The organism is Pseudomonas sp. AU12215, assembly GCF_001675465.2.
Classification (GTDB): Bacteria; Pseudomonadota; Gammaproteobacteria; order Pseudomonadales; family Pseudomonadaceae; genus Pseudomonas; species Pseudomonas nitroreducens.
This window is the reverse complement of record NZ_MACM02000135.1, coordinates 1-1100: the sequence shown is the minus strand read 5'-3', so window position 1 is coordinate 1100 and position 1100 is coordinate 1. Positions and strand designations below refer to the sequence as shown.

Annotated in this window: 2 protein-coding genes; both read left to right on the top strand. The window is 59.5% G+C overall.

Annotation, left to right across the window (positions count from 1 at the left end; translation table 11 throughout):
- Positions 1–8 precede the first annotated feature (8 nt).
- Positions 9–440: a heme-binding protein gene (locus tag A9513_RS17630; RefSeq protein WP_005006001.1), complete on the top strand. Its 432-nt coding sequence runs from the start codon at positions 9–11 to the stop codon at positions 438–440.
- 58 nt (positions 441–498) lie between these two features.
- Positions 499–792 (top strand): DUF1330 domain-containing protein, encoded by a 294-nt coding sequence (locus tag A9513_RS17625; RefSeq protein WP_003464978.1) that lies wholly within the window; start codon positions 499–501, stop codon positions 790–792.
- The last annotated feature ends 308 nt before the right edge of the window (positions 793–1100 follow it).

Below are 1100 nucleotides of genomic sequence, written 5' to 3'. Positions count from 1 at the left end.
AGAATCCCATGACCAAATCTATTGCCACCGCCTCGATCAACCGCGAAACCGCAGTCGCCCTCATCGACGCGGCGCTCGCTGCGGCCCGTGCCATCGGCATCCCGGCTGCCGTCGCCGTCGTCGACGCCACCGGTAACCTGCGCGCGTTCGAGCGCACCGACGATGCGCCGTTCCTTACCGTCGATGTTGCCATCGACAAGGCCTGGAGTTCCGCCTCGTTTGGGTTCCCGACCCATGTCTGGAACGACTATGTGACCAACGATCCAAAAGTGGCGCCGCTAGCCTATCGCCCTCGGATGGTCGCTGTCGGCGGCGGTTATCCGATTCTGGAGGATGGGAAGTTGATCGGCGGCATAGGCATCTCCGGAGGCAACTATCAGCAGGATCAGGATGCGTGCGTCGAGGCACTCATGAAAATCGGGTTCCAGTTGCCAGCCTGACGACTGTGAGGCCATCACCGGTGGTAATGGCCAACAGATCCAACCTTTGAGAGGCCTAATGATGGAAGCGTTCGTCGTCTTTACGCGGGAAGAAACCAGCGACCCACATGCACTCGCAACCTATTCTGCAGGCGTCGGACCATCGTTCGATGGTCACGACGTTACCTTTCTCGCCGCTTATGGCGCGATCCAGCATTTGGAGGGGCCGCCCATCGAAGGGGCCGTAATCTTGCGTTTCCCGACGATGCAGGCCGCTCGCGACTGGTATGACAGTCCCGCCTACCAAACCATCGCTGCTCATCGCTTTGCCGGTTCTCGTTACCGCGCCTTTATCATTGAAGGGCGGCGGTGACATACCGACAGAAGCACTTCGGCGCTGACCACGAGGTATCGGCGTGTGAACTCGCATCTTGGGAATCTGTGGGGGGGACCAAGACAGCGGCGCTAGGGGCTCATATCGTCGATCGGATCAGAGAGTTGCTCGGCGAGAATGGGTTATCTATTGCCGAGCTGACGGAGCGGAGCCGCCCTCTCCCAACGGATTGATTCAATCGTTGACGCTCCTCCTATCCGGATCCGGGTTTTCGCACGCTGATCAACAGAGTTACAGCGCGCAACGCCTGTAGTGGGCATCAGGGGATGGGTGGCAATCAGGATGAT